The 24,168-nt window shown below is 70.9% G+C and carries 23 protein-coding genes; 10 read left to right on the top strand and 13 right to left on the bottom strand.

The window, feature by feature from the left end; genetic code table 11:
* Positions 1-70 precede the first annotated feature (70 nt).
* Entirely contained in the window at positions 71-1,021 is a 951-nt protein-coding gene (locus HG542_RS22945) for a GlxA family transcriptional regulator (RefSeq protein ID WP_171084436.1), read from the top strand.
* 17 nt (positions 1,022-1,038) lie between these two features.
* Here HG542_RS22945 and HG542_RS22940 read toward each other — a convergent pair whose 3' ends face one another.
* On the bottom strand, positions 1,039-2,694 hold the full coding sequence (locus tag HG542_RS22940; RefSeq protein ID WP_229922852.1) for a CocE/NonD family hydrolase: 1,656 nt from the start codon (positions 2,692-2,694) through the stop codon (positions 1,039-1,041).
* Between the two features lie 110 nt (positions 2,695-2,804).
* Here HG542_RS22940 and HG542_RS22935 point away from each other — a divergent pair, with 110 nt between their 5' ends.
* A complete protein-coding gene (locus HG542_RS22935) occupies positions 2,805-3,539 on the top strand; it encodes a TetR/AcrR family transcriptional regulator (RefSeq protein WP_373313203.1) in 735 nt (244 codons plus the stop codon).
* Between the two features lie 32 nt (positions 3,540-3,571).
* On the opposite strand, the gene HG542_RS22930 is transcribed toward HG542_RS22935, so the two are convergent.
* From HG542_RS22930 to HG542_RS22920, 3 genes are all read right to left on the bottom strand, one after another.
* Positions 3,572-3,811: a DUF1259 domain-containing protein gene (locus tag HG542_RS22930; protein ID WP_229922862.1), complete on the bottom strand. Its 240-nt coding sequence runs from the start codon at positions 3,809-3,811 to the stop codon at positions 3,572-3,574.
* Between the two features lie 262 nt (positions 3,812-4,073).
* Positions 4,074-5,528: a glyceraldehyde-3-phosphate dehydrogenase gene (locus HG542_RS22925; protein WP_171084433.1), complete on the bottom strand. Its 1,455-nt coding sequence runs from the start codon at positions 5,526-5,528 to the stop codon at positions 4,074-4,076.
* A gap of 112 nt (positions 5,529-5,640) precedes the next feature.
* Complete coding sequence (locus HG542_RS22920) at positions 5,641-6,489, bottom strand: alpha/beta fold hydrolase (RefSeq protein WP_171084431.1); 849 nt, start codon at positions 6,487-6,489, stop codon at positions 5,641-5,643.
* Positions 6,490-6,681: 192 nt separating this feature from the next.
* Between HG542_RS22920 and HG542_RS34415 the strand changes: the two genes are divergently transcribed.
* The 3 genes from HG542_RS34415 to HG542_RS22905 all read left to right on the top strand — a co-directional run bounded on the left by HG542_RS34415 (position 6,682) and on the right by HG542_RS22905 (position 9,109).
* A complete protein-coding gene (locus tag HG542_RS34415; RefSeq protein ID WP_176606866.1) occupies positions 6,682-7,284 on the top strand; it encodes a hypothetical protein in 603 nt (200 codons plus the stop codon).
* Positions 7,285-7,403: 119 nt separating this feature from the next.
* Positions 7,404-7,826, top strand: a complete 423-nt coding sequence (locus HG542_RS22910; protein ID WP_171084428.1) for a hypothetical protein — start codon at positions 7,404-7,406, stop codon at positions 7,824-7,826.
* Positions 7,827-7,924: 98 nt separating this feature from the next.
* Complete coding sequence (locus tag HG542_RS22905; protein ID WP_171084427.1) at positions 7,925-9,109, top strand: serine hydrolase domain-containing protein; 1,185 nt, start codon at positions 7,925-7,927, stop codon at positions 9,107-9,109.
* 84 nt (positions 9,110-9,193) lie between these two features.
* On the opposite strand, the gene HG542_RS34560 is transcribed toward HG542_RS22905, so the two are convergent.
* Both HG542_RS34560 and HG542_RS22895 read right to left on the bottom strand, forming a co-directional pair.
* Positions 9,194-9,598: a hypothetical protein gene (locus tag HG542_RS34560; RefSeq protein WP_218039071.1), complete on the bottom strand. Its 405-nt coding sequence runs from the start codon at positions 9,596-9,598 to the stop codon at positions 9,194-9,196.
* Positions 9,599-9,724: 126 nt separating this feature from the next.
* On the bottom strand, positions 9,725-10,333 hold the full coding sequence (locus HG542_RS22895; protein ID WP_171084425.1) for a TetR/AcrR family transcriptional regulator: 609 nt from the start codon (positions 10,331-10,333) through the stop codon (positions 9,725-9,727).
* Positions 10,334-10,426: 93 nt separating this feature from the next.
* Here HG542_RS22895 and HG542_RS22890 point away from each other — a divergent pair, with 93 nt between their 5' ends.
* A complete protein-coding gene (locus HG542_RS22890; protein WP_171084423.1) occupies positions 10,427-11,932 on the top strand; it encodes a carboxylesterase/lipase family protein in 1,506 nt (501 codons plus the stop codon).
* Here HG542_RS22890 and HG542_RS22885 read toward each other — a convergent pair.
* From HG542_RS22885 to HG542_RS22875, 3 genes are all read right to left on the bottom strand, one after another.
* The gene (locus HG542_RS22885) at positions 11,929-13,761 is read right to left on the bottom strand and encodes a hydroxysqualene dehydroxylase (protein ID WP_171084421.1); all 1,833 of its coding nucleotides are present in this window, start codon (positions 13,759-13,761) and stop codon (positions 11,929-11,931) included. The genes HG542_RS22890 and HG542_RS22885 overlap by 4 nt on opposite strands.
* Positions 13,762-13,865: 104 nt before the next feature.
* Entirely contained in the window at positions 13,866-14,330 is a 465-nt protein-coding gene (locus HG542_RS22880) for a hypothetical protein (protein WP_171084419.1), read from the bottom strand.
* A 137-nt stretch (positions 14,331-14,467) separates the two neighbouring features.
* Positions 14,468-15,964, bottom strand: coding sequence for a flavin-containing monooxygenase (locus HG542_RS22875; RefSeq protein WP_229922851.1), 1,497 nt, complete (start codon positions 15,962-15,964; stop codon positions 14,468-14,470).
* Positions 15,965-16,104: 140 nt separating this feature from the next.
* On the opposite strand from HG542_RS22875, the gene HG542_RS22870 reads away from it, so the two are divergent.
* Together HG542_RS22870 and HG542_RS22865 are read left to right on the top strand one after the other, a co-directional pair.
* A complete protein-coding gene (locus HG542_RS22870) occupies positions 16,105-17,091 on the top strand; it encodes an aromatic ring-hydroxylating oxygenase subunit alpha (protein WP_171084415.1) in 987 nt (328 codons plus the stop codon).
* A gap of 10 nt (positions 17,092-17,101) precedes the next feature.
* Positions 17,102-18,514: an MDR family MFS transporter gene (locus HG542_RS22865; RefSeq protein ID WP_171084413.1), complete on the top strand. Its 1,413-nt coding sequence runs from the start codon at positions 17,102-17,104 to the stop codon at positions 18,512-18,514.
* Positions 18,515-18,529: 15 nt separating this feature from the next.
* Here the strand turns inward: HG542_RS22865 and HG542_RS22860 are convergent, their stop codons facing one another.
* A complete protein-coding gene (locus HG542_RS22860) occupies positions 18,530-18,997 on the bottom strand; it encodes a cysteine/serine endopeptidase inhibitor (RefSeq protein ID WP_227727467.1) in 468 nt (155 codons plus the stop codon).
* Between the two features lie 169 nt (positions 18,998-19,166).
* Here HG542_RS22860 and HG542_RS22855 point away from each other — a divergent pair, with 169 nt between their 5' ends.
* Entirely contained in the window at positions 19,167-20,063 is an 897-nt protein-coding gene (locus tag HG542_RS22855; RefSeq protein WP_171084411.1) for a glycoside hydrolase family 19 protein, read from the top strand.
* Here the strand turns inward: HG542_RS22855 and HG542_RS22850 are convergent.
* The 3 genes from HG542_RS22850 to HG542_RS22840 form a co-directional block, all read right to left on the bottom strand.
* Positions 20,054-20,947 carry a DUF4232 domain-containing protein gene (locus HG542_RS22850; protein WP_171084409.1) on the bottom strand — a complete coding sequence of 298 codons (894 nt, stop codon included), beginning with the start codon at positions 20,945-20,947 and terminating at the stop codon, positions 20,054-20,056. The genes HG542_RS22855 and HG542_RS22850 overlap by 10 nt on opposite strands.
* Before the next feature lie 68 nt (positions 20,948-21,015).
* Positions 21,016-22,320 (bottom strand): cation:proton antiporter, encoded by a 1,305-nt coding sequence (locus tag HG542_RS22845; protein WP_171084407.1) that lies wholly within the window; start codon positions 22,318-22,320, stop codon positions 21,016-21,018.
* Positions 22,321-22,468: 148 nt separating this feature from the next.
* Positions 22,469-23,326, bottom strand: coding sequence for a geranyl diphosphate 2-C-methyltransferase (locus HG542_RS22840; RefSeq protein ID WP_171084406.1), 858 nt, complete (start codon positions 23,324-23,326; stop codon positions 22,469-22,471).
* Between the two features lie 249 nt (positions 23,327-23,575).
* Between HG542_RS22840 and HG542_RS22835 the strand changes: the two genes are divergently transcribed.
* Entirely contained in the window at positions 23,576-24,139 is a 564-nt protein-coding gene (locus HG542_RS22835; RefSeq protein WP_171084403.1) for a PadR family transcriptional regulator, read from the top strand.
* The last annotated feature ends 29 nt before the right edge of the window (positions 24,140-24,168 follow it).

Below are 24,168 nucleotides of genomic sequence, written 5' to 3'. Positions count from 1 at the left end.
GAGGCCAGCCTGGCCGGTGATCGTCCGCCCGCCCAGTGTCAGGAATGACATCGTGCGGTACTTTCCCGCCATGCATCGCGTCGTCGCTCTCGTCCGCCCTCCGCAGTCGTCCTTCGAGCTCGCCTGCGCCGCCCAGGTGTTCGGGATCGAGCGGCAGGGGCTGCCCACGCGGTACACGTTCGGTGTGTGCACCGAGCACCCCGGTCCCGTCGCGACGCTCGCCGGGTACGACATGCTCGTGACCGACGGGCTGGACGCGCTCGACCGGGCGGACACCGTGGTCGTCCCGGGCTGGCTGCCCGTCCAGGAGCCGCCCTCGCCCGCGGTCGTCGGGGCCCTGCGCCGCGCGCACTCGCGTGGGGCGCGGGTGGTCAGTATCTGCTCCGGCGCGTTCGCGCTGGCGCACGCCGGTCTGCTGGACGGGCGGCGGGCCACCGCCCACTGGGCCCAAGCCGACGGGCTGGCCCGGCAGTTCCCCGCCGTCCGGGTCGACGCGGACGTGCTGTACGTCGACCACGGCGACGTGGCGACCAGCGCGGGCGCCGGTGCCGGCATCGACCTGTGTCTGCACCTGGTCCGTGCCGACCAGGGCGCCGGGTACGCCGCGCACGTCGCACGGACCATGGTCATGCCGCCCCACCGCGAGGGCGGACAGCTGCAGTACGCGGCGCCGCCGCACCCCGCGCAGATCGACGGTTCGCTCGCGCCGTTGCTGCAATGGGTCACCGGCAGACTCGACGAGCCGGTGACCGTCGACGACCTGGCCGCGCACGAGGGCGTCTCGGCGCGGACGCTGGCCCGGCGCTTCACCGACCAGCTCGGCACCAGCCCCGGACAGTGGCTGCTCGCCCAGCGGATCGTGGCGGCACGGGAGTTGCTGGAGTCGACCGACCTCCCGCTGGAGACCGTCGCCCGCCGCGTCGGCCTCTCCTCCGCCACCAACCTCCGCAGACGCTTCCTGGGCGCCCTGGGCACGACGCCCGGCGCGTACCGCCGGGCCTTCCGGGCAGGACGGGGGTAGCAGGGCGGGGGTAGACGTCACACCGGGGCTTCCGCAGTGGGGAGTACGAGCACGGACGGGTGGTGCAGCGAGACGTCGGCCGGCGCGAGCCGGGTGGCCGTCGCCGAGGGTTCCCCGGTCCCGGTGTTGCGGGCGAAGCGCGGGTGGGCGCCGCCGCTGATCTGCAGGCGGATGCGATGCCCGGCGGGGAAGCAGTGGGCGGTGGAGCTCAGGGGCACCGTGACGGCGGCCGGAGTGCCGTCGTCGGGCTGCAACCGCCGCAATCCGTCACAGACGTTGACCGAGCGGTTCCGCTCGTCGACATCGCAGAGCCGCGCGAAGACATCGGCGTGGCCCGTGTCCGTGGTGACCTGCAGCTCCACATGAGCCGCACCGAGAACGCGGACCGGCGCGGCAAGGGGCTCCGTCGTGAACGTCAGCACGTCGTCCCTGGCCTCCAGCGCGCTGTTGTCCTGCGGACCGGCCTTGTTGCTCAACAGGGGGCCGCCGACGGACGGCGTGGGATCGGCCGGATCGTAGCGGAAGGACAGAGGCGGCGTCGTGCCCTCGGGCGCCCGGGAATCGAGCGTGCCGCCGCTCCCGAGGTACCAGCGGCGGCCGGTCGTGGCCGGGGGCCAGTCGGGCAGGTCGTGCCACGTCTGCCGGCCGCCCATGTGGACACGGACCCGCGTCCTGCGCAGCCCGGACCTGTCGTCGCACAGGTGGGCCCGCAGCCAGGCGAGGCTTTCGGCGAAGACCTCGGGCCAGCCTTGCTGCAGGGCCGAGTTGTGGGTCCACGGGCCGACGAGCAGGGCCGTCTCGCAGCCGGCGCGCCGCAGCCGGCCGTACTGCCGCAGGGTCTGGTCGAGGTAGATGTCGTGCCGGCCGGTGATCAGGCTGGTCGGCACGGTCAGCGTGTCCGCCGCGGCCCCGATGTCGGCGCCGTCCCAGTACGGGTCCTGGGGATCGGGGTGCGCCATCGCCCCGTCCAGGAACGGCACTCGGCCGCCCAGGGCGGGCACGTAGGACTCCGCGAGGGGAAGGGTCCGCGTGACCTTCCCGAGGTGACGCCGCAGTCGCAGGGCGGACCGGAGGAACGCCGGTATGCCGAGGTGCTGTCTGGTCAGGCCGACGGCGACGGCGAGCGCGTTCTCCAGCGAGAACGCGTCGGTGGGGTGGAAGAAGCCGTGCGGGTCGTGCATGCCGACCTGGATCACCATCGCGCGCAACTCCGGTGGCGGGTCCAGGGCGAGTGCCCACTGGACGTAGCCGAGGTAGCTGGGGCCGATCGTTCCCAGCACCCCGGAGAACCACGGCTGCCGGCGCAGCCAGGCGACGGTGGCCTGCCCGTCGGCCGGCTCGTTGCGCCACAGATGGAACTCGCCGCCCGACCCTCCGGTGCCGCGGCAGCTCTGCAGGACGACGTGGAAGCCCTGTTCGGCGAAGAGCATGCCGTACATCGGTGCCCAGGGGAATCCCCGGCCGTAGGGCGAGCGGATCAGGAGGGTCGGGAAGTCGCCGTCGGCGACGGGGAAGTAGTGGTCGGTCAGCAGCGGGCTGCCGTCGGCGGCGGGCACGACGAGGCCGGGCTCGTGGGCGACGTCGTGGAGCCCGGCGGGCAGGCCGCGCAGGGACCGGCGCATGGCCCTGGTGCGCAGGGGCGGCTTCCGTGCAGGTGAGCTGCGCATCGGCATGGTCGCGAAGCCTCGATTCCCGGACTCGCCGGATAGCGGGATGATGATTTCCGTACAGCGTACGAGAATAGCTCGTGCTTGGATGGAGACAGAGGAAGGGAGGGGTCGCCGTGGCCCGTGCAGGCTCACCCGGTCGCAAGGCCGGTGTGGACCCGGAGCTGCTCTGGGCGCAGCCCGAACGGCCGCGCCGGGGAAGGCCGCCGGCCCACAGCCGCGCGACGATCACCGCCGAGGCGGTCGCCATCGCCGACGCGGAAGGGCTCGCCGCGGTCACCATGCGTGCGGTCGCGGCCCGGCTCGGGGCCGGGACGATGTCCCTCTACAGCTACGTCCCCAACAAGGAGACGCTGCTGGAGCTCATGATCGACCAGGTGAGCGGCGAACACCGGCTGCCGGACGAGCCGTCCGGGGACTGGCGCGCCGACCTCCGGCAGATCGCCCGCGAGCAGCGCGCCATGATGCGGCGCCATCCCTGGCTGCCCGCCGCGCTGACCGCCCGGCAGACCCTCGGCCCGAACACCCTCGCCGTCGTGGAGCACGCCCTCGCGGCACTCGCCCCGACGGGCGAGGACGCCAGGGCCCGGCTGGAGACCTTCAGCCTGATCACCGGATTCGTCGTCAGCTACGTGTCGTACGAACTCGGCCAGGAGCAGGCGAGCGAAACCGCAGGCCGCACGTCCGGCGAGCTGCGCGACGCGCACGCCCGTTATCTCCAGGCCCTCATGGCCGGAGGGAACCACCCCCAGTTCGCCCAGGCGCTTGCCGCGCCCGGCGACCCGTCCCCGGAGGCGGTCTTCGACCGGCTCCTCGACCGCATGATCAACGGGCTCACGGCGGAGGCGTGATCGCCTGTGGTCCTGTGGTCCTGTGGTCCGCGTCAGACCGGGTTCGCGGGCCCCTTGCGAAGTACCCGGAGGGTGTCGGGCACTTCCTTGGCGGTCATGACCAGGTCGCCGGTGAGCAGAGCCTTGTCGCCGCCGACGGACTGGAAGATGAAGGGCGTTGTCGAGCCGGTCATCCTGGGGAGCGCGCGGTCGATGCCCGCGGTGTCCTGGGTGAACAGGTGTTTGTGGAGCGAGGTCTGCGTGATCCGGTGAGCGCTGAGCGCGTCGTTCACGTACTGCAACTCGCTCTCCAGGACGGCCAGTTCACGCGGAGGCCAGCGTCGGGCCTGCGAGCAGGGAGGACAAGACCGTGGCCAGGACCAGGCGGCGCGGGGGCCGGGACGGCTCGTCCGTGGTGTGCGGTCTGCTGCTGGTCATCCGCCAGTCACCTCCGGCATGAATACAGGGCCGGAGGTGTGCTTTTCCGCCGAGGCGGGGCAGCCCATCGGGGTACGGGTGCGGGGGCGGCGCCCGGGCACCCGTACCGCGGCGGGATCAGGCCAGCGGGGCCGGGTAGGTCGGGTACTCCACCCCGGAGATGTGCTGGACGACGCGGACGACCTGGCACGAGTAGCCGAACTCGTTGTCGTACCAGAGGTAGAGGATCGCGTTGTCGCCCTCGACCTTGGTGGCGCCGGCGTCGACGATCGAGGCGTGGCGCGAGCCGATGAAGTCGTTCGACACGGCGTCGGGTGCGGTGACGAAGTCGATCTGGCGCTTGAGCGGCGACGTGAGCGACACATTGCGGAGGTGGTCGAGGACCTCCTCGCGGGTGGTCTCGCGCGCCAGCTGCAGGTTGAGGATGGCGATCGAGACGTCCGGCACCGGGACACGGATCGAGCTGCCGGTGATCTTCGCCTGGAGGTCGGGCAGCGCCTTGGCGACGGCGGAGGCGGCACCGGTCTCGGTGATGACCATGTTGAGCGGCGCGGAACGGCCGCGGCGGTCGGACTTGTGGTAATTGTCCAGCAGGTTCTGGTCGTTGGTGAACGAGTGGACGGTCTCCACGTGACCGCGCAGGACACCGTACTCGTCGGCCATCGCCTTCAGCGGCGGGACGATCGCGTTGGTGGTGCAGGACGCGCAGGACAGGATCTGCTCGTCCGGCTTGATCATGTCGTGGTTGACGCCGTGGACGATGTTGGGGACGTCGCCCTTGCCCGGCGCGGTGAGGACCACCTTGTCGATGCCGGGGCGCAGGTGCTTCGACAGGCCCTCGCGGTCGCGCCACTTGCCCGTGTTGTCGATGAGGATCGCGTTCTTGATCCCGTACGCCGTGTAGTCGACGGCCGACGGGTCGTCGGCGTAGATCACCTTGATCTCGTTGCCGTTGGCGACGATCGTGCTGTTCGCCTCGTCGACGGTGATCGTGCCCTGGAACTGGCCGTGGATGGAGTCGCGGCGCAGCAGGGAGGCGCGCTTGACGAGATCCTCGGCGGCCCGGCCGCCGCCCCCGCGGACGACGATGGCGCGCAGTCGCAGGCCGTTGCCGGAGCCGGACTTCTCGATGAGCAGCCGGGCGACGAGCCGGCCGATGCGGCCGAATCCGTAGAGGACGACGTCGCGTCCCTCGCAGCGCTCGATCTTGTTGTCGCCCGTGGCGCCCGCGACGGCCCCGGCGGTGAACTCCGCCACCGACAGGCCGCGGTCGTCGGCCCAGTACGTCGCGGCGAGCATGCCGATGTCGATCTGCGAAGGACCGAGGTCGAGCGTGGTGAGAGCCTGCAGGAACGGCAGCGTCTCGGTGACCGAGAGTTCCTCGCCGGCGATCTGCCGGGCGAATCGGTGGGTCTTGAGGATGCTGACCACCGACTTGTTCACCAGGGAGCGGCTGTGGAGGAGGACGGTGACGTCCCGCTCCCGGTGCAGCTTCCCGATGATCGGGATCATCGACTCCGCGATCTCCTCGCGGATCTTCCAGTTCGTGAACGAGTCGTCGTTGACAGTCACAGGCTTCTCTTTCGAGCTAGGTAGCGCTCACATGCTAACTCGCTCCTCTGTTCGTTCAAGGGGCGCACCCCGGACCGGTGTCGCTTGTGGCTATTTGTCCGCGTATGGCCGGTCAGTGACGCTGTGTGCCGGATGCGGTGAGAAAGGTGCCCATCTCGCGGGCCACGGCCTCCGGCTCGTCCAGCATGGACAGCACATAGGCGCCCGGCACCTCGGCGTAGCGCCCCGCGGGCAGCAGCGCGGCCAGGCGGCGGCCGTGCGCGGGCGGCATCACGCGGTTGTCGGGCGACCAGAGCACGAGCGCCTCTCCGGTGAAGCGGCGCAGTGCCTCGGTGTCACGGACGAGCCCGGGCTTGTCGAAGGGGCCCCGGCAGTAGGCGAGCAGGTCGCGCCGGATCCGGGCGTCGTCGAGGAACGGCCGGGTCCAGCCGTGCACGAGGTCGTCGGGCAGCGGGCGCCGTGCCATCAGGCCCAGCAGGACCGGCAGCCGACGCAGCCGGGCGACGCGCAGCTGCCGGGCGCCGAGACTCAGTCCCCCGGGGACGCGCACGGCCAGGGTCAGCACCTTGCCCGGGAGGCCGGGCGGGAAATTGTCGAACGCCTCGCACGGCAGGATGATCATGCGGGCGACGCGCCGGTCCAGCCCGTGGGCGGTGAGGAACAGGGCTCCGCCCCAGTCGGAGTGGACCAGGGTGACGTCGTCCGGACCGAGCGCGTCGAGGAAATCGGCGACCAGACGAACCTGCCCGCGCAGGGTGAGGTCGGCCCCCGCCTTCATCGGCCTGCGATGGGAGCCCAACGGCAGGACGGGCCGCACATAGCTGAACCCCTCGGGCAGGAGCGGCAGTACGCGGTCCCACACCGTGTGGTCCATCAGCAGCCCGTGCAACAGCACGACGGCGGGCCCCGATCCGGTCACGTCGTACTCGACGACACCGGCGGGCAGTTCGACGTTCCGCACGACAGCCTCCCCAGGGAAAAGCTCCGGGCAAGGATTCTAGGTCCGGCGCACCGACAACGGCCCGGCCCGTCAGGACCATTCGGCCCGTGGCGCGTTTGCCGCACGGGCCCGTTGACGGAACCCCACGCGTACTCGGAGGCTGTCCGCCGTCCCATCTCCGGACCCGTACCACCCGTCACTCGGGAGGACACAATGCGAGCACGCATCACAGCAACGGTCATGGCCCTCGCGACCGGCGCCGCGCTCCTGATCACGACCCAGGCCAGCGCCCAGCCCGACAAGCCGGACACACCGGCCGGCTGGTGCCAGCGGCACGGGGGCACGCCGGGCGACTACCGCGCGTACTACGACAACCAGGCCGGTCTCACGGCGCTGGGCACCGTTCGCGGGCTGTGCCACTTCCGGGCGGAGGACGGGAGCCGGATCGTCATCCCGTCCGACACCCTGGACGCCGACAAACCGACGCTCGCCGGCCTGGCCTACATCCGCAAGCCCGCGATGCCCCACGTCACCGGAGGCGCCAACCCGGCCGCCGTGTACTGCGCCCACCTGGGCGGCACCTCGCAGTTCGGCATCGGCAAGCTCGAAGTGGGCGGCTGGATCAGGGAGGGCGACGCCGTCAGCCGCGACAACCTGCACTCCATGTGCATGTTCGCGGACGGTTCGGCCATCGACGAATGGGGGCTCGCCTACCACACCATGGGGGTCGTCCGGGGCGCGGACCTGGAACACAAGTTCCGGGCGCACATCCCGCCGGCCGAGGCCGGGGCAGCCGGGGCGTACAACCGGCTCTAGACGTACGGCAGTCACCCACACCGGCGACATGTGCATTGGCCCGCCCGCGCGCAGGGCAGGGAGAGGGGACGGTGACGTCGGATCCGGTCCGACATGACAGCCCTTGCCGAGGTGGAGAGATGAAGACTGCCCGTTTGACGGTGGCGGCCCTGGCCGCGGCGCTGGCCCTGACCGCGACGCCCCTGGCGTCCGCGATGCCGGGGGGTGGGCACGCGAAGCCGAAGCACCTGGACCTCGGGAACAAGGACAACAGACAGTCCTTCACCGTGCACAAGGGCGAGGAGATCGACATCCACCTCTCGGGGGAGCAGAACGAGAGCTCGACGTGGGAATGGAGCACACCCACCGCTGCCGACGACAAGCTGCTCCACCGGGACACGGCCAGGATGCTGCCGAACGGCGATGCCACCGCGGTCTTCCATGCCCGCGCCGACGGGACGACCACACTCGACTCCCAGTTCCGCTGCAGGTCCCGCAGTTCGGGTCAGGTCTGTTCCCACGCGGTGGTCCAGTGGCAGGTCACCGTGAAGGTGCGCAAGTGAACAAGTGACGAGTGAACAAGCAACGGGGGTAAACCCCACACCCGGGCCGGGGGCCGGCCGGATGGCCGCCCCGGTCCGTGCCTTCGTACGGTCGTCCCATGCCGACCACGCACCACCGAGCCCTCCGCCGCGCCGCAACTGCCTGCGCTGCCGCACTCCTTGCCGTACTCGTCCCCGCTCCAGCGGAAGCCGGGGCGGCCGCCCGTGGACGGACCGGCGTGCTGCAACAGGACGCCGACGCGCTCCACGACACCGGCGTCACCGGGGTGTCCGCCCGGCTCCGAACACCCCACGGAGTCGGCACCGCCCGCAGCGGGGCCGGCGACCTCCGCACGGGGCGGCCCGTACCGCAGGGCGAGTACCTGAGGATCGGCAGCACCACCAAGACCTTCGTCGCGACCGTGCTGCTCCAACTCGCGGGCGAGGGGAGGCTGTCGCTCGACGACACCGTGGAACGGTGGCTGCCGGGCGCGGTCCGCGGGCAGGGCAACGACGGCCGGCGCATCACCGTGCGACAACTCCTCCAGCACACCAGCGGGCTGCCCGACTACACCGGCGACGTCGTCCCCGACCTCAGCCCCGCCGGCTACCGCAGGAACCGCTCGACCACCTACACCTCCGAGCAGCGCGTCGCCTTCGCCATGAGGCACCGGCCCCTCTTCGCGCCCGGCACGGAGTGGAAGTACTCCAACACCAACTACATCCTCGCGGGCATGGTCATCAAGGCCGTCACCGGCCGCTCCTGGGAGACGGAGGTGCGCAGCCGGATCCTGGAGCCGCTGCGCCTCGCGCACACCGTCCTCCCGGGCGACGATCCGCGGCTGCCGGAGCCGCATGCCCGCAACTACCAGCAGTTCACGCCGGGCGGTCCGCTGACCGACACCACGATCGCGTACCTGCCCTTCGACGGGGACGCCGACGGCGCCGTGATCAGCACGGCGGAGGACGTCAACACCTTCTTCACCGCACTCCTGCGCGGCAGACTGCTCGCTCCCGCCCAACTCGCCGACATGCAACGGACCGTGGCCGTCCCCGACGGTCGCGACGGCCCCCCGGGCAGCCGCTACGGCCTCGGGCTCGAATGGACGCCCCTGTCCTGCGGCGGAGGCTACTGGGGCCACAGCGGCAGCGGCTTCGGGTACCTCGTGTGGCCCGGGGTCACCGCGGACGGCCGGTCCGCGGTCACCGTCGCGGCGCACAGCCGCCCCGGGGACGAGGACACCGCCGTGCGCCAGCTCCGGGCCATGACGGGCATGGTCGACCATGCCCTGTGCACGGGCTGACGGGGCCAGACGCATGGCCGGCCCCTGCCCGGACCACCCGGGCAGGGGCCGATGCATGCCTGTTGGCGGCGGCTGCCTACGGCATCACCAGGTGGTGATGCCCATCGTGTTGGCCGCGCTGTGGATCGCGTTGTAGTGCGCGATCGACATGTCGGACTTCTTGTCCTTCGCCGGGAGCTTCTTGTCGGCCGCGCGGAACTCGTCACGCGCTGCGGCCAGCAGGCTCGTGCCGTAGCCGACCGGGACATCGTCCTTGCCGTGGATGACGTGCGACTTGGCCGCCGTCTGGCTGCCGGCGTTGGCCAGGATGCTCCGCGCCTGGTTGTACGCGGCCGGCTTGATCGTCTTCGGGTTGGCCGCGACCGCGTGCGCACCGGCCACCGCGTGGGAGGCGCCGGACGTGACGGCGGCGGAGGCGGGCACGACGGCCGTGGCGACCGCTCCGGCCGCCAGCGCCGCGACGAGCCCGGTCCGGATGCTGGATTTCATGGGGTGCCCTTCACTCGACTGTATTGCGGTTGCCGCGAACGGAAGCGTGCCCGTTCGCGATCACCACCATGATGGGCGGAGGGCAACTGCGTTTGCCAGGAAGTCGGTTGAACACCACGAGTTCCCCTAGTCCTCGGGAGTCCGGAGGAACAGCCGGTCCAGGTGGTGGTCGATCGCGGCGAGTGCCTCCTGGGGTTCGATCACGCCCAGTTCGAGCAGGGTCGTGAAGCCGGTGAGCGCGAGGAGGAGATGGGCCTCGGCCGCCGGGTCACGGCCCGGGGCGATGTGCCCGTCGGTGATCGCCTGCCGGATCAACTGCTCGACGAGCGAGCGTCCTTGGGTCATCCCGTCGCGCGCCCGGGCATGGAAGTTCTCGTTGTGCAGTGCCTCCAGTACGAAGGCGGCGCTCATCCGGCTGGTCGCCCGGGCGTCGGCATGCAGGGGCAGCATCTCCGTGAGCATCACCCGGAGCACATCGCGCGGATGCGGCCGGTCGCCCAGCTGCTGGAGGCCCTGGCCGACGCGCAGCGAGGTCTGTTCGGACGCGAAGTCCATGGCGAAGGAGAGCATCGCCTCCCGGGAGGCGAAGTAGTGCTGCAACTGGCCGTGGGACATGCCCGCCTCGCGCGCGACCTCACGCACGGTCAGGTGCGTGACGCCACGCTGCTCCACCACCCGCCACAGCGCCCGGGCGATCATTTCGCGGCGTTCGCGGTGGTCCACCTGCTTCGGCATCGTCGGCTTCTCCGAGGCTCACGTTTTTTCGTACGGTTGACATAATACAGCTGGCCGATAACCCTGGTGCTCCCTGCCCAGGAAGGAATCGACATGTCCGAACAGCCAGGAGTGCGTACCGCCGAGGGAAGGATCGAGGGCCTCTGGGAGCAGGGCCACGCGGTGTTCCGCGGCATCCCGTACGCCCAACCCCCGGTGGGAACACTCCGGTTCGCCGCGCCCGCCCCGCCGCTGCCCTGGGAAGGGACACGGCAGGCGGTGGAGTTCGGCCCCGCGGTCCCGCAGTCCGTGCCGCACTCCGGACCGGCTCCCGCGAGCCCGCCGGGCGGCACGGACTGGCTGACGCTCAACGTCTGCACCCCGGATCCGGGCGCGGCGGGGCTGCCGGTGCTGGTGTGGATCCACGGCGGCGCCTACGTCGCCGGCGGCTCCGACGACCCGATGTACGATCCGGCTGCGCTCGCCGGTGCGGGGCTCGTCGTGGTGAGCATCAACTACCGCGTGGGAGCCGAGGGGTTCGCCCTCCTCGAGGGAGCCCCGGCCAACCGCGGGTTCCTCGACCAGATCGCCGCGCTGGAGTGGGTGCAGCGGAACATCGCGGCCTTCGGGGGAGACCCCGGCCGGGTCACCGTGGCCGGACAGTCCGCCGGGGCGGGATCGATCGCCGCACTGCTGACGATGAAGGAACAACGCGGGCTGTTCCGGCGGGCCATCACGCACTCGGTACCGGGCTGGTACTGCTCCCGTGCCCTGGCCGAGGAGGTCGCCGCCGCGCTCGCGGACCGGCTCGGCACCGTGCCCACCGCCGCGGCCCTCTCCGGCATCGGCCCCTGGCGCCTCGCCGAAGCGCTCACCGCGCTCAACGGTGAGCTTCCCGCCCGTCGCGAACGCTGGGGGCGGTTCTCCCAGGCCGGTATCGCCATCTGCCCCGTCATCGACGGCGAGGTGCTCTCCGAGACCCCCTGGGCCGCCCTCAACGGTGGCCGGGCGAGCGGGGCCGAGCTCCTCGTCGGCCATACCCGAGACGAATTCCGGCTGTTCACGTTCATGACCGGACGGCTGGGCAAGATCACCGACGAGGACGCCCGTACCGCCCTGGACCTGTTCGCCCCGGCACCGGACGGGCCGGCCGCCTATCGCGCCGCCCATCCGCGGGCCGCTGCACAGGAGTTGTTCGAGTCGGTGTACGCCGATGCGTGCTTCCGGATGCCGTCAGTGCTGCTGGCCGAGGCGAATGCCGGTGCCGGCGGCGGCAGGTCGTACCTGTTCGAGCTGCAGCTGGCCTCTCCGGCCCTGGGAGGCGTTCTGGGTGCCTGCCACAGTCTGGACGTGCCTCTGGCGTTCGGCACGCTGGACAGTGCCACCGGCAGACAGCTGTGGGGCGACCGGCCCGGCCCCGAGGCGGTCGCGGTGTCAAAGCAACTCCGGCGGGCGTGGGTGGATTTCGCGGCGAGCGGCGACCCCGGGTGGGAGGCGTATGTGCCTGAGCGGCAGCTCACGCGGGTCCTGGATGTCGGGTCGGGGACCGTGCCCTATCCCGAGCCGTGCTCTTGGGGGATTTGGGCGGGGCGTCCACCGTTGCCGTTCGATCTGGTCTAGGTGGTCAACTGCGGGCTCGTGGGGATTGCTCCGCGCCCGGGGGCGCGACGCCTGCTGTCCAGCACATGCGGCAGGCCACGCTGCCAGCGTGTCCTGTCCTCCGCCTTGGCCGCCGCGAATTCCGGGGCCTCGTAACCCTTGAACGTCCGTACCGCGGGTGCCTCCGTGGCGCCCGCCGCCACCAGTACCGCCGCGGCCGCCCGGCGGCCGGCCTCGTTCGCCGTTTCCATCGATGTGAAGTCGACGTTGCTGTACGTGCGGACGTAGTCCGCGGCGAGGAAGAGGTTCGGGACGGCCGTCGCCGCGTCGGGGCGCAGGTCCCAGGAACCGGTGGTGTTGAGCAGGTAGAGGTCGTCGTTGCGGGTGCCGCCGCCGGGGGCGTCGGTGATCGCCTCGTCCACGTACCAGGAGTGCAGCAGTCCGTCGTCCAGGCCGTGCGGGCTCGTGCGCCCCAGATGTTGCTGCATCTGGGCCCACACCTCGCGGGCGATCTCGGCCCGGGTGCACTGCCGGGCCGGCCTGCCGTAGAGGATGCCCGGCGTCTCCCAGTCGGAGACGTCCACGGACAGCGACTCCTGCGCCCGGCCGTCGCCCCAGGTGCGGGCGAACGGTGCGCGCCAGAGCCTCGATTGGCTGATGGACACCAGTTTCCACGGCGAGTCGACGTGGACGATGTGGCCCGCGATGACCGGTGCCGGGTGCCGGAGGAAGAACTGGACGCCGTTGCACCAGACCTGCTGGAGTCCGTCCATGGCCGCGAGCCGCGGGTCCGCCGCGCGGAGCGCGCCGTTCCAGAGCGTGGTCGCGCGCTCGGAGGGGACCGCGGCGACGAACCAGTCCGCGTCGATGCGCTCCGAACCGCCCTGCGCGGTGCGGACATGGGCCGCCGCGATGCGGCCGCTGTGCAGTTCGAGGTGCTCGACGTGCTGTCCGAAGGCGAAGCGGACGCCGAGCCCGCGCAGATGGGCGACCCAGGGGTCGATCCAGGCCTCGCTCGTGGGGGCGTCGAAGATGCGGTCGGCCGGGCCGTCGCTGCCGCGCCCGACGAGGTCGTACACGATGGATTCCAGGCCCTGGCCGGAGGTGCGGGCGCTGGCGGTCGGGGGTCTGAGGGCCTGCAGGAGCTGTACGCCGCCGCCCAACAGGCGTTGGTAGTCCTGCGACATGCGGGCGGCCTCGATGTAGTCCCACCAGCCCACGTGTTCCCACTGGCCGAACCGGCGCTCGGTGCAACTGGTGAACAGCATCACCGCCTGCTTGGCGAAGAAGGCCGCTTCCCCCGGCGGCAGTCGCAGGCTCTCCGCCAGCAGGCCTGCGACCGAGGCGACGAGGAGATCGGCGTTGGCGAGGTGCAGTCGGCCCGATCTGACGGGGACGGGAATGGCCGGTCGGCCTCCGCTGCGGGCGAGTTCGATCCAGGAGACGGCCGTGAGATTGCCGAAGACACTGCCGCCGCCGGGCAGCGGGATGCGCCGGAGGGTGTCCGGAAGGTTGTGGTAGAAGCCGAACACGCCCCGGTGCCCGTGCTCCCCGGGCAGATCGCGGCGGCCGCCGGTACCGCTGTGCGGGACGTACAGGGAACGCGCCTTGCCGCCGGCGACGGAGCGGCGCTCGTGGACCGTCACCTCGAAGCCGCGCTCGGCCAGTTCGTGCGCGACGGTCAGCCCGCCCACACCGGCACCGAGCACGGCGACCCGGCGGCCGGGCCGCCCGCCGGCGAAGGCCCGCGCGGGCCGGGCGAGGCCGGCCGCGCCTGCTGCTGCCGCTCCGTACCGCAACACCGTGCGGCGCGGAAGTCCCTCCGGGGACCCGGCCTCGCTCATCTCCATGCCGAATGCATGCGCTCGTGCGGGGCGTCAGATGCGGGACCGTTGCCGGTCTCCGTCGATCGGGTCGAGTGGCCCGGAGGGAGGTTTGGTTCCGGCGGCCTGGATCAGTGGTTCGTGCCGGAGGCCCAGACGGCCTGACTGCCGTCGTAGATCACGACGTTGCCGTCGTTCTGGACGACGAGCCGGGAGCCGGGGTGCCCGGCGGTGTTGGACGCCCAGACCGGGTGGCCGGAGCGGGTGTAGACGACGAAGTTGCCGTCCGTCTGGAAGGCGGCCAGCCAGCCGCTGCCGACGGTGTTGGACGCCCAGCGGGCGTGGCCGAACTCGTCGTAGATGACCAGGTTTCCATCGGTCTGCATGACGAGCTGGGCGGTGTCGGATGTCCAGGACCGCCCCCGCTCCAGCGTGGCGGGCGCGGACAGCACCTGGTCGGCCTGGGATCTCGCCGCGGTGACCGTGCCTTTGGCCCCGGCTGGGGCGTGCGCGGGCGCGACGGCGCCGGCCGGGCCGGCGAGTGCGAGAGTGGCGAGCGCGGCGGTTGCAACGAGTGTGCTGATCCTCTTCCTCACGGAAGGGTCTCCTTTCGCCGTACCGATCGTCCACCGGTCCCCGGCGGGGACGGCGATCGGAGTCTGGCATCGAACAGGCGAACGGAGTCCCGGAAATCACTGCTATGACGCGTTTCCCTCGCTCTCTGGCCAAGTCCTCACCGGCGTGCCCCGGACGGGCACCGTGACCATGTGTAGGCCTCGGGCGTGAAGGCGTGCAGGCGCCGGACGAGCCGGCGGGTGGACCAGGGCCAGCAGAAGGTGTTCACGCCCGGCAGCCCGAAGTAGTAACTCGAGCCACCGGCGGTGTTGTAGACGGTCGTGCGCAGCGCCCGGTGCAGGGCCTGGTGATGTGCCGCTTCGGCCTCCGGTTTGACGTCCAGCGCGGTGTGGCCGCCCGCGCGCAGGTGGGTGAGCGCGGCGGTGACGTACCGGAGTTGGGCTTCGAGGACGGTGGGGACGGCCGTGGTGCCGGTGAGCAGGTTCGGGCCGATGAGGAGGAAGAGGTTGGGGTATCCGCTGACGCTGGTGCCCAGGTAGGCGCGGCGGCTGTCGGTCCAGGCGTCGGCCAGCGGGGTGCCCTCGCTGCCGTGGAGGCGCCGGGCGAGGGCGAGTTCACCGATGTGGTAGCCGGTGGCGAGGACGATGACGTCGGCCGGGGTGCGACTGCCGTCGGCGCCGATGACGTGGGAGTCCTCCACCGCGGTCACCCGGGTGGGGTGCAGGCGGACGTTGGGGCGGGTGAGGGCGGGGTAGTAGGTGTCGGAGGCGATCAGGCGGCGGCCGCCGAGCCGGTAGCGGGGGGTGAGGGCCCGGCGCAGCGTACGGTCCGGCACCGAGGTGCGCAGGTGGAGACGGGCCGCGGCTTCGAGCGGGCGGAGGAGGCTCGGGTGGCGCAGGGGGACGCCGATGGCTTCCTGTGTCCAGTGGTGCAGGCCGCGGAGCGTGCGCCGGGCCGCCGGGTGGCGTCCGAGGAACCGGTGCAGGCCCTGGGGGAGCGGGTAGTCCGGGCGCGGGAGCACCCACTGCGGAGTGCTCTGGAAGACGTCGATGCGGGCGGCCAGGGGCTGGATCTCGGGCAGGAACTGGACGGTGGAGGCCCCGGTGCCCACCACGGCGATGCGGCGTCCGGCCAGTTCGGCCTCGTGGTCCCAGCGTGCCGAGTGGAAGACGGTGCCGGGGAAGCCGCCGAGGCCGGGGATGTCGGGACGGCGGGGCCGGTGCCAGGGGCCGGTGGCGACGACGACGGCCCGGGCGGTCCATGTGCCCGCCGTGGTCCGCAGGGTCCAGCGGTGGACGTCCGTGTCCCAGCATGCGGCCAGGACCTCGGTCCCGTAGCGGATGACCTTGTCCACGCCGTGCGTTGCGGCGGTGGTCTCCAGGTAGCCGAGGATCTCGGACCGGGCGGCGTAACAGCGGGTCCAGGGATGGGGCGCGAAGGAGTACTCGTACAGCACGGCCGGTACGTCGCAGCCGCAGCCGGGATAGGTGTTGTCCCGCCATGTCCCGCCGAGGCGGCCGGACTTCTCCAGCACCACGACATCGTGGAACCCGGCCCGGCGCAGCGCGATCACGGCGGCTATCCCGGACAGACCGGCCCCGATGACGACGACGTCCGCCTCCTGGCGGCTGCTGTCGATGCTCTCCCCGGACACCGGCGCCCCCATCCCTCGGCGTGATGAAGCGTAGCGGCAGGGGTGACCGTGGTGAGGGGATACGACGAGAATATGCCTCATACGAGTGAGTTTTCCGGATAAAGGGTGGTCGACGCCCCTTGTGTGATTGGCTCTTCGTCATGACGACCCGTGCCTCCGGCGCACGCGGGCCGGAACTCCCCTATCCGAGCGGCTGGTTCTGCCTGGCGCTCTCCCGCGAGCTCGCCCCCGGCGCCGTGCTGACCCGGCGGCTCGCGGGCGAGGACGTCGTGCTCTACCGCACCCGAGACGGGCAGTCGCACGCGGTGCGGCCCTACTGCCCGCATCTGGGCGCCCACTTCGGCGCGGGCGGCACCGTCGAGGGCCGGAACCTGGTGTGCCCCTTCCACCGCTTCGCCTTCGCCCCGGACGGTGTCTGCGTCGCCACTCCGGACGGCCCGCCGCCGCGGGCCCGGCTGGAGCACCACACCCTCCGCGAGCGGAACGGCTTCCTCTTCGTCTGGTACGGGCACGACGGGGCCCCGCCCGGCTGGGAAGTGCCCGACACCTCACCGCCCGGCGCCGTCCCAACAGCGAGCTGGGCCACCGACGTTCACGCCCACGTGCAGGAACTCACCGAGAACACGACCGACCTCCGGCACCTGCCGGTCGTGCACCACGTGACGGTGTGGAAGGCCGACGGGCCACGGGCCGAAGGCCCCTGCCTGCGCTCGCACCTGCGCCTGGGGCCGAACCGTCCTGCGCTGCTGAGGAGGACCTGGTGGGACACCACGTTCCTGGTGGCGGGAATGGGCTATGTGCATGTCGGGCTCCCCCTGCTCCAACTCGGATGTGTCATCCACCAGTGGGTCATGCACGTCCCGGTCGGTCCTCGGCGCACACGCCTGGTGCTCGCATGCGCCTGCTCGGACATCCGGCAGGAACGCGCCGCCGGGCCTGCGCTGGTGAAACGCCCCCTGTACCGGGCCATCGCCCGGAGCATGCTGTGGATCTCGGTCCGCAAGGTGCAGGACGACGTGCGGATCTGGAACGCCAAGCGCTACGAGCCGCGCCCCCGGCTCGCCGCGGGCGACGAGGGCATCGGCCTGTACCGCCACTGGGTCCGGCAGTTCTATCCGCCCGGCTGAGGAATCCGCGATGATGCTGACGGTCCCCTTGATGCTGGCCCTGTTCATCGCGAATCTCGACCAGACGATCGTGGCCACCGCCCTGCCGGACATCGGCCGTGACCTGCACGCCGGCGCGGGCATCTCCTGGATCGCGACCGCCTACCTGCTCACCAGCGCCGTCACCACGCTGGTCTTCGGCAAACTCGGCGATCTCCACGGCCGCAAGAAGATCCTCCAGTTCTCCGTGGTGGTCTTCCTGGCGGGTTCGCTGCTCAGCGGCATCGCCGGTTCCCTGTCCCTGCTGGCCTCCTCCCGAGCCCTGCAGGGCATCGGTGGCGGAGGCATCACATCGCTGGTCATGGCCGTCACCGGCGACCTGGCCGCGCCGCGGCAACGCGCCAGGATCCAGGCAGCGTTGGGCATGGTCGCCGCGCTCGCCCTGATCGCCGGGCCGCTGCTCGGCGGGGCCTTCGCCGACGGCCTCTCCTGGCGGTGGATCTTCTACGTCAACATGCCCGTCGGTGTGCTCGCCCTCGTCGCGATCGCCGCAAAGCTCCACCTGCCCGGGCCGGAGGCGCGCGGCGGCCGGGTCGACGTGCTCGGCGCCCTGACCGCCACCGTGTTCACCACCGCCGTGGTACTCGTCACCACCTGGGGCGGACACGAGTATGCCTGGGCCTCACCCGTCATCATCGGCCTGGCCGCCCTCGGTGCCGCTGCGTTGGCCCTCCACCTCCTCGTCGAGCACAGGGCGGCCGAGCCGATGACACCGCTGCACCTGTTCCGCTCCGCCGCCTTCAGCCTGGCCGCGGCGCAGTTCCTGCTCGCCTCCCTGGTCCTGTTCGCAGGCATGCTGTACGTGCCGATGTTCCTGCAGACCGTCCAGCACAAGTCCGCCTTCGCCGCGGGCCTGTTCATCGTGCCCCTGCTGCTCGGTCTGGTGGCGGCCGCGGCGCTGTCCGGTCCCGTCATCGCCAGGACCGGCCGCTACAAGCTGTATCCCGTCACCGGCGCCGTTCTCGTCGGGGTCTCGATGGCATCCCTCGGCCGGGCCGGCCAGGACACGAGCGCGCCCGCCCTGATCGTCCCGCTGACCGTCGCGGGAGTCGGCATCGGCTTCTTCGTCCAGGTCTGTCTGCTGGCCGGCCAGAACGCGCTGGGGCACGAACACATCGGCGTCGCCACCGGTGTGCTGAACTTCTTCAGGACACTGGGCGGAACCTTCGGTGCAGCGCTCTTCGGTGCAATCCTCGCCGCGGGCCTGCGCTCTCGCGGGCCGTCCCCCGGCGAGAGCGCCCAGGCGTTCCGGGCCGTCTTCCTGTGGACCGTGCCCTTCATGGTGCTGGCGCTCGGTCTGGCCCTCGCCATGAGGGAGGAGCCGTTGCAGGACGGAACGGAGGACGGGGGTTCGGCGTCAGAGGCGGGGAAGAGTGCGGTGTGACCGGACGGGCGTCGGTCAGCGGACGAACTTCCAGGTGATTCCGTTGATCACACCCCGGTCGAGCGGCGCCAGTTTCTGGAATGCCGGCCGGCTGAGGTCGATGTGGCTCGGATCGCACGAAGGACACTTGTCCTTGACCGGCACCCTGATGGTCCTGCCGTTGTAACTGACTTCCACCGACACGCCCTTGCAGAGGGGGTCGTTGTTCGGATTGGGGGAGGTCCACCACGAGGCCGGAATCGCGACCAGGTCCTGCGAGGTCGCGTCGATGGGCGTTCCGCAGGCGCCGTATCCCTGGTCGGTGTAGTAGGTCATCTTGCCGTTCATCGGCCGGCCGATCGGGACGTCGGCGGATGCCGTTCCCGTGCCGATGGCTATGCCGGTGACGGCGGCGACCAGAGCGGTGACTGCATATCTCGCACGTCGTAATTCACGCATGGCATCTCCTGGTTCAGGGGGAGCTCGGGATTCCTTCTCGAACATGGGTGCCATGGTTCTCGACCGCCACGCAAGCCCCTGAGGTGACAGTTGTCCTGAACTCGTTGATGCATGAATCGAGTTAGGCCGGACACGAAGCGTTCCGTTGACAGCAATCACTCGCGGCTTATTCACTGCGCGATGGCAACAGGCACGCAACCCCACTGGAGTCGCTGTGAGAAGAATGCGCATAGCCGCCCTGCTGACGGCCGTCCTGGCCCTGGCCGGAACGGCCTCCGTCGTCCCGGCCGCCACGGCGAGTGCCGTCGCCGGGCCCTGCGACAGTGCGGCCAACTGGACCGCGGGCACCTGGTATCCCGCAGGAACGGTCGTCCGGTACACCGACGGCCGGTACTACGTGGCCGAGCACGACAATCCCGGCTACGACCCGGTCATCAGCACGTGGTACTGGGACCCCTACACCTGTCAGGGAGGCGGCACGCCGCAGCCGGGCGGTTTCCCGGTGAGCGAGGACCAGTTCCGGCAGATGTTCCCGAACCGGAACTCCTTCTACAGCTACGGCGGTCTGATCGCCGCGCTGGGCGCCTATCCGGGCTTCGCCAACACCGGCAGTGCGGAGACCAGGAGGCAGGAGGCCGCCGCCTTCCTCGCCAACGTCGGTCACGAGACCGGCGGACTGGTCTACGTCGTGGAGCAGAACACCGCCAATTACTCCCACTACTGCGACCGGAACCAGCCCTACGGCTGTCCGGCCGGCCAGTCCGCGTACTACGGTCGCGGGCCGCTCCAGATCAGCTGGAACTTCAACTACAAGGCGGCGGGCGACGCCCTCGGCATCGATCTGCTCAACAAGCCGTCTCTTGTGCAGACCGACTCCGCCGTCGCCTGGAAGACCGCGCTGTGGTACTGGAACACCCAGCGGGGGCCCGGCAGCATGACGCCGCACGAGGCCATGGTGAACGGCCGTGGGTTCGGCGAGACGATCCGCAGCATCAACGGTGCCGTGGAGTGCAACGGCCGCAACCCCGCCCAGGTCCAGAGCCGGGTGTCCAACTACCAGCGCTTCACCGGCATTCTCGGCGTGGCGCCCGGCGGCAACCTCTACTGCTGACCGGCTGCCCGGCCTGCGTGCTTCCACGGGCTCACCGCGAGCCTGCCCGTGGTGCCGAGGTCGAGTTCGGGCGTCACCGTCACCGGCGGGAATGCGGGCCCGGCCTTGATCCTCACGTAGGGGACGTTCACGGCCGTGCCCGCGCCGGTGGTGTTGCGCCACACCAGACCGGCGGACGCGGACTCGCCCGGGGCCAGGTCCACCGGCCCCGGCGGATCGTCGAAGCCGGTCCCCGAGGCGATGTCCTCGGCGTCGTGCAGGATGTCGATGCCGGGGACCGGTTTCCTTTCCCCGTCGAGGAGTTCGAGGCCCGGGGGGCCGTCGAGGTGCCGGCTGCGGGTGCCGCAGTTCGTCAGGTGGAGCCCCACGACGCGGAGCCCCATGGCGGCATCGCCCTCGTCGGCCGTGATGCGGATCCCGGACGGCGGGCAAGGGCCCGTGGCGGCCGGTGCCTCGTCCGACGGCACGCGCCTGACTTTGGCGATCCGCACGTGCTTCCTGTCGTGCAGAGTGCCAGGCGTGGGGTTCAAGCGAAGTGTGCGCTGCACGGTCCGGCCGGGCGGCACCGACGGCACCGTCTCCTGCGGGCTCTCCAGCACCGCTCCGGAGAGGGACGTGACCGTGAACGTGATGGTGTACGTGAACGGTTCGGTCTCGCGGTTGGTGACCGTGAAGTCGGCTGTGGCGACGGACGGTTCGCCGGCGCGGGGGCGTTTGACCGCGCTGGTGATTCTCACCCCGTCCTGCGCCGGGGCGTCGTCGGACGCTACGGGGCGCTTCGCTTCATGGTCCGCCGGGCCGGTGCCCTGCGGTCCGCAAGCCGTCAGCAGGACGGCGCCCGCTGCCAGGGCGACGGGGAGACGGGGACGGACGGCGGTGTGCATCCGGACATCCCATCATGGTCCGGACCGCTGGTCCGGACCAGGGTCCGCTCAACTGCCCTGTTCCTCGCTCATTGTTCCTCGCTCATTTCCAGGGCCGGGCGTTTCTGGGCGGGGACGGGCCCGGCGGGGCCCGGCCGGTCGGGCTCCCCGGCCAGGTGCCGTACCAGGGGGTTCACCAGAACCGTGGCCGTCAGCGCGGTCAGCAGCAGGGCGGTGAAGAGCCGGTTGTCGATGAAGCCCGCGTCGCGGCCGAGGGTGAGCATGATGATCTCGCTCAGGCCCTTGGTGTTGACCAGGACGCCCAGGGTCGCCGCGTCCCGCCAGGAGTGGCGGAGGGCACGGGCGGTGAGGGCGGCCCCCGCGAACTTGCCGCCCCAGGCCACGGCCAGGAACACGGCAAGGGCGAGCACGCCGTGCAGACCGAGCCGGGTGATGTCGACGGTCAGGCCGGTGAGGGCGAAGAAGACGGGGACGAGCAGGGCGCCGGTGTTCCGCAGCGGGTTCTCGACGGCGTGGCGCAGGCCGGGGTCGAGGTCGCGGGGCATGACCAGGCCGAAGACGAAGGCGCCGATGACGGCGTGGATTCCCGCCCAGGCGGTGCACCACGAGGAGAGGAAGACGCCGCTGCCGATGACCAGGATCAGCAGCAACGGGCTGCCGTCGTACCGCTGTTGGCGAGCCAGGAAGGCATGGAGGGCGGGGCGTACGGCGAGCAGCATGACCAGGGCGTAGGTGGTGAGCCTGGTCAGGGTCAGGGCCAGACGGTCGGTTCCCGGACCCTGTGCGACGGTGAGCAGGGCGATCAGGGCGCACCAGGCGAGGACTTCGGTGACGGCTCCGCTCGCGGTGGCGATGACCCCGACCGGTGTGGCCTGGAGACGGTTCTCGCCGATGATACGGATCAGGACGGACAGGGCGCTCATCGACAGCACGATCCCCAGGAACAGGGCGAAGAGCAGCGGCGATCCGGCCGCGCCGGTGAGTTCCGGCCGCACGGCGAGGAGGACGAGGGCCAGTGCCGTCGCGAGGGCGAACGGCACGGCCAGGGACGCGGCGGTGATGGCGAGGACGGAGCGGCCCCGTCCGTGCAGGGCCCGGAAGTCGAGTTCCCAGCCGGCGGCGAACATGAACAGGGCGATGCCCACGTGGGCGATCACCGACAGGTGCGCGCGGATCTCCTCCGGGAAGAGCACGTCGGGCAGATGGCCCGGCAGCAGGCCGAGCGCGCTCGGCCCGAGCAGGAGCCCGGCCGCGATCTCGGCCACGACGGCCGGTTGCCGCAGCCGGGCCCGTACGGGGGTGAGCGCGACGCCGATGAGCAGGACGAGGGCGATGTCGGCCAGGACCAGCGCGTCCGGCGAGGAACCTTTCATGGCCCTGTTGTAAGGGGCATTTACTGCGTCGTGTTTGGTCCGTCCGGTGTTCCACCTGATTGAGCGATAAGGGGCATCTGTCCAATTCTGCTGGGCAAACGGAAGGCCCCCGGCCGCTGTCGGCCGAGGGCTCGGGGTGGCGGCCGGGTCAGACCCGGTCGGCGGCGATGAGCAGGTACTGGAAGCTGCCGTCCTTGTAGGCGGTCAGGAAGGCCTTCTCGATGCCGGTGGCCAGCGGCGACTGGGCGCGCAGCTCCCAGTAGGGGATGGTGGCCTCGGTGAGGTCCACCACGGCGGCCGGGACGAGGCGGTTGCGCGCCATCTCCTTGAAGTAGCTGCTGCGCGGGTGGATGTCACAGATGTAGTGGGCGTTGATCTCGCTCACGGCCCGGGAGGGCAGCCCGTAAGTGTCGTTGTAGCAGCCGGTGATGGTCACGTACCGGCCGCCGTGCCGCAGCATGCGGGCGTACTCCGGGAACAGCTGGGAGAGGTCCACGTACATGGTGCTCTCGTTGTTCCAGATGGCCCGGAAGCGCCCCGAATCGAAGCCGGTGTCCAGCATGTTCTTCAGGTGGAAGCGCACCTTGTCGGCCACACCGCGCTTCTCCGCCTGCTCGTTGGCGAAGGCCACCTGCGTCTCGGAAATGGAGATGCCGTCGATGTGGCAGCCGAACCGCTGGTTGGCGACGAGGCTGCCGCCGCCGCGGCCCGAGCCGGAGTCGAGCAAGTGGTCGTCGGGGGAGACGTTCCCCAGGTGGTTGAGCAGCAGGTCGGCCTGGGCGCACTCCAGGCGGTGCAGCTCGGCGATGATCCGCTCGTCCCGCGTCTCCTGCGGCCCCTCCAGCACGGACCAGTCGGCGTCGCCGATCCCGTAGTGGTGGTGGTAGATGCCGTCCACCTCGCCGAGGCGGAGGTTGACGGGGTTCTTCTCATGGTTCCAGTACTCGGCGACGGACCGCTGGTAGGGGCTGGCGAGGACCGGGGCGTAGCTTTCCTGGACGGTCAACGTGTGTCCTCTTTCTGATCAGGATCGGGGATTCACCGGGCCTGCTCGGGCCGGACAGCAGCCTTGCGGACCCGGGGGCGTCGACACAGCAGGAACGGTGCACGTTCATCCGTACGTAGGTGTGTGTGTTTATCGACGCGTTCCGCGGTGCAGGTACGGCGGAAGGCGCTCGCCGTGCGTGCGTGAGCCGCGTCTCACCGTGGTGGCAGCCCCTTGCCTATGAAACGAGTTGCATAGAGGATCCGGCGTATGGCGCTCGAGCACGCGATCCTCGTCTCCCTGCTGGAAAAACCGGGCTCCGGCTACGAGCTGGCCCGGCGCTTCGACCGGTCGATCGGCTACTTCTGGACCGCCACCCATCAGCAGATCTACCGCGTCCTCAAGCGGATGGAGAACGACGGCTGGGTCGCGGCCCACGAGGTGGCACAGCAGGGCAGACCGGACAAGAAGCACTACGCGGTCGCCCCTGCCGGGCGGGCCGCCCTCTCCGCGTGGCTGCACGAGCCGATCGAGCCCGAGAGCGTCCGGCACGACCTCGCCGTGAAGATCCGGGGAGCGGCCTTCGGTGACCTGTCCGCCCTCCTGCACGAGGTCGAGCGGTACCGGCAGGTGCACTCCGGACGCCTGGCGCACTACCGCGCCGGCGAAGAGCGCGACTTCACCGGGCCCGACGCCCCCGCCGAACCCGACGCCATGCACGAACTGCAGCACGTCGTGCTGCGCGGCGGCATCGCATACGAGCAGATGACACTCGCCTGGCTCGACGACGTGCTCGCCACGCTCCGCCGGATCCGCGAGCGCACCGCCCCCTGACATCGCACACCCCCCGACCCCAGCCGGAA

It is taken from the genome of Streptomyces morookaense, from assembly GCF_013030945.1.
GTDB lineage: Bacteria > Actinomycetota > Actinomycetes > Streptomycetales > Streptomycetaceae > Streptomyces > Streptomyces morookaensis.
The sequence above is the reverse complement of the archived record's forward strand: the minus strand, read 5'-3'. Positions and strand labels throughout refer to the sequence as shown.